The sequence below is a fragment of the Bacillus sp. GbtcB14 genome (genome assembly GCF_019091205.1).
GTDB classification, from domain to species: Bacteria; Bacillota; Bacilli; order Bacillales; family Bacillaceae_G; genus Bacillus_A; species Bacillus_A cereus_AG.
In genome coordinates, this window is record NZ_JAGXJT010000033.1 from 1 (window position 1) to 4,040 (window position 4,040).

Here is a 4,040-nt window from a genome sequence, read left to right on the forward strand (position 1 = left end):
AACACGGAAGTTAAGCTCTCTAGCGCCGATGGTAGTTGGGACCTTGTCCCTGTGAGAGTAGGACGTCGCCAAGCAATCTTAAGACGAGTCAGAATGACTCGTCTTTTTTGTGTTTAATGAAATAAGTTTGTAATTAATGTAAGCTCTATGAGTACGTTTATCTAACAAGAAACAGCTTTATTTTATTATGATTTTACATCTAAATAGCATACCTTCAGAAAAATATAGACAAGTTTGTTAGACTCTTTAATTTTGAGTTTTAAAGTCTATGTATTAACAAGAATATATACAAGGTATTGCCCTCTGTAGCCTGCTCACCCCTTCTTTTATTTCTTCAGTTGTTAAATGTCCATACCCCATAATAATTCGATTATGATGCTTTCCTTTTTCAATGGCGTGGTCTTCCACGGGATATACTTTAACCCCAAGTTGTTGGATTTTCTCAAGTAATTCTTTGGTGAATTGAACTTGATTGAATTCGACAATCAGGTGTAATCCTGTAGAATAACCGAAAATATTGATCTTATTTGAGAATGCTAACTTTAATTGCTGGATAAGGAAGTCTCTTCGATTTTTATAGATTTTTTTCATCTTCATAATATGCCGTTCCAAATAATCTTCGGCAATAAATTTAGCAAGGACAAGCTGATTTAAAGAAGATGTATGTAAATCTGAAAACCATTTTACCCTGCGACATTTTTCAATAAGGTGTGTGGGAAGAACTAAGTATCCCATCCTAAGGGCCGGTGATAAAATTTTACTAAATGAACCTATATAAATAACTCGCTCGGGATCCAATCCCTGTAATGAACTTACAGGTGAGCCTTCGTATCGAAACTCACTGTCATAATCATCTTCAATGAGATAACAGTTTGTTTTTCTTGAGTAGTTAATCAATTGAACCCGTCGTTGAATTGGTAACGCTCCTCCTAAAGGAAACTGATGAGAAGGAGTAGTGAAGATGAATTTTGGGTTTTTATTTGCAGGTAGCAAAGATGTATCCATCCCATTATCATCAGCTGGTATAGGATAAAGGAAGGCTCCTGAATTTTTAAAAATTGTTTGAATGTCATTGGTGATGGGATCTTCTATTAGTACTTCGTCGCCTGTCGACAAAAGTAACTTAGAAACAAGTGTTAAAGCTTGCGTTGCACCGGAGGTAATTATCAATTGTTCTGGATGACAAAAAACTCCTCTTGTTTTTAGTAAATAGCGTGATAAAACCTTTCTTAATTCGGGACGTCCTTCGGGAATATCGTATCCAAACGTAGAAGGAGGTGTTTCATTCCATATCGTATGAGATAACTTTGCCCATCCCTTACGTGGAAATAAGTCTAATGCTGGTATCCCTGAACGAAAATTAATGATGTTATTATCTTTGTTTATTTCTTCGCACGAAGATAAAGAATCAATTAGAGTTGATTCTTTACGTTGTTCTAAATAAGTCCCTTCTGCAATGAATGTCCCGGCGCCCTGTTGAGCGACCAAAAAACCTTCGGAAAATAATTGATCATAAGCTTCTAAAATTACATTCCTAGACACGCTTAACTCAGAAGATAATTCCCGTGTTGATGGTAGTTTTTCTCCAGATTGTAGCTCTCCGTTTAATATTCGTTCACGTATTTGGTGATAAACCTGTCGAATTAAACTTATATCTAACGATCGGTCAATAGGTATCCAAAGCATATAAATGCTCCCTTCATCAAAATTGGTACCATAAAAGTTTGGTTAAAATGGTACTAATATGAACCATTTTATCATGCTATAGTTGGATCAAATAGTTCTAAAGGGGATGAAAATGTGATGACGAAACCAGAATTCCAAGTGGCTCAGGCATTTAAATTGATTGCACGAAATGAACATATAAAATCCTATGTACAAAACTCCACTGAACTCTATGCGTTATTATTGCAAGCCGCAAAACGCTTTGTCACCGGAGAAACGAGACATGAGGGGATTGTGACAGCAAAAGAACTAATTGCAAAAGGTTATCATACTTCACTAGAATACATAGGGGAAAATACTCTAGATATAGAGGAATGTTATAAAGTAAAAAATGAGTTTTGGAATCTTATTGGGGATATGGGTGCTCTATCTATGAAACAAACAGTATCACTCGATTTATCGCATATTGGATTATCTATAGATCCAGAAATATCTTGTATTCATTTAATGGAGTTGGCAGAGAAGGCAAAAGTACATGGAACTAACCTTATGGTAAGTATGGAAGAATCATCTAAAGCAGCAGACATTCTTGCCATCTATAAAAAAGCAACTGAGCAATATCCTAATGTAGGGATAACGATCCAGGCGCATTTATATCGCTCAAACAATGATATTCAAGAACTCCTACATTATCCAGGGAAAATACGAGTTGTAAAAGGTGCCTATCAAGAAGTTTCGGATATTGCTATGCCTAGGTCAACTGAATTAAATCAACAGTATCTTCAGATTGTAGAACAACTAGTTGAAAACAACCATCCTGTATCTATAGCTACACATGATGAAATTCTTATTAAAGAAATGGAGAAACGTCAATATTTTAGTCAATCTAATGTAGAAATAGAAATGCTATATGGAATTCGTCCGGATATGTTAAGTGATTTGAAAAATAAAGGACATAATGCTAGCGTGTATTTGACTTATGGGAAAGAGTGGTACTTGTATTTATGCCATCGGATAGCTGAATATCCGGAAAATTTATATCATGCAGTGATAGATATGATACATTCATCTTCAGTACAGCAGAGTAGGGAATATTAAATGTGAAAATTTTTTTGGCTATGGTTATTATGAGGGAGTTCAGTTGTAGCAAGTAAGTTAAATGATTTTGATTGTAGCTCAAAAATAAGAGCCGGATTTTCCTTAGAGTAGAAATTCCGACTCTTTTTATATTGAAATTTTTTTAGTTTATATTTGCGTTAAATGTGGACAGGACTGCTATAGGTGTTGAGAGGATTATAATTTATAATTGTGCAGCCGCCGTATACCTTGTTGTAGAATTGTTTTTTTATGGTTGTGTATTCTTAGGGTTTTAGATAGAAACAAAGGAATTTATGATTCTATATGTATTTCAAAAGGGAGATATATACTAGGAACAATAAGATTAAATGCTTTGTTAGTGAAATGATTCGCTCTTTTAGCGGTAAAACGTAAATATAGGCATAGGATAAATATCATTTAATGTTATATAAAAAGTGAAGTAATAGAAAGAACGAGTGTTCTATCTGTGTGTGTTCGGTACACTTGATCAATTGAGGTACGTATTTTTAATCCAGTATATGTACTTAAAAAGGAGATACTATTAATCAATTCGAACCTTGAGCATATTTTAAATGTTTATTAAGAGGATATAGCTGTATGGAAATGGATGATGCTAAAGATGAAATAGATATAAGGTTGATATTTCAGTAAGATAGGGATAGTTAGTAAATATATTAGTATGATTCTGTATATTTACGAGTAAACAGATAAGCAACCATTACTTCATATAAGGAGAACTCAGGACTCTATAACTAGAGTAGTATATGAGTTTATTATGGATTTCTGTATCGTTGTCTGTTATAAGAATGCGTATAACTTCAATCGTTTCTAATAGAGTGCGTGATAAACAAAGAGGTATTAATATTTATTAAAATAAGATTGTTAGTTTCGTTGGGTAAAAACTTCTGTACAAATTAAGTATAGGGTTTAAATTAACTTAAATATATTTTGGAAGAATAGATTAAATAGAAGCAAAAGGTAGCTTTTCAGTAATGAATCCTTGGAGAGACGTATCTAGTTAAAAGAGCATAAAAATATTAAATTGAATATCTTTATAAAAAGGTGTTGACGATTAGACTATAGGAGTGTAATATAGAACAAGTCGCCGATGCAATAACGCAGAACGCGGCAAACGAAATGAAAAACTTAGTTGACATTGAAAGATGAAGATGTTAACATAAGGAAGTCGCAAATGAGCGGCAGACAAGTTCTTTGAAAACTGAACGAAACAAACAACGTGAAACGTCAATTTTTATTTTTAGATGCTAGACAAACTA

Annotated in this window: 2 protein-coding genes; one reads left to right on the forward strand and one right to left on the reverse strand. The window is 33.7% G+C overall.

Annotation, left to right across the window (positions count from 1 at the left end; all coding sequences use genetic code 11):
* Window positions 1-273 precede the first annotated feature (273 nt).
* Window positions 274-1,686 (reverse strand): MocR-like pyridoxine biosynthesis transcription factor PdxR, encoded by a 1,413-nt coding sequence (gene pdxR / locus KVT31_RS29095; RefSeq protein WP_088098617.1) that lies wholly within the window; start codon window positions 1,684-1,686, stop codon window positions 274-276.
* 117 nt (window positions 1,687-1,803) lie between these two features.
* On the opposite strand from pdxR, the gene KVT31_RS29100 reads away from it, so the two are divergent.
* On the forward strand, window positions 1,804-2,763 hold the full coding sequence (locus KVT31_RS29100) for a proline dehydrogenase family protein (protein ID WP_088098618.1): 960 nt from the start codon (window positions 1,804-1,806) through the stop codon (window positions 2,761-2,763).
* The last annotated feature ends 1,277 nt before the right edge of the window (window positions 2,764-4,040 follow it).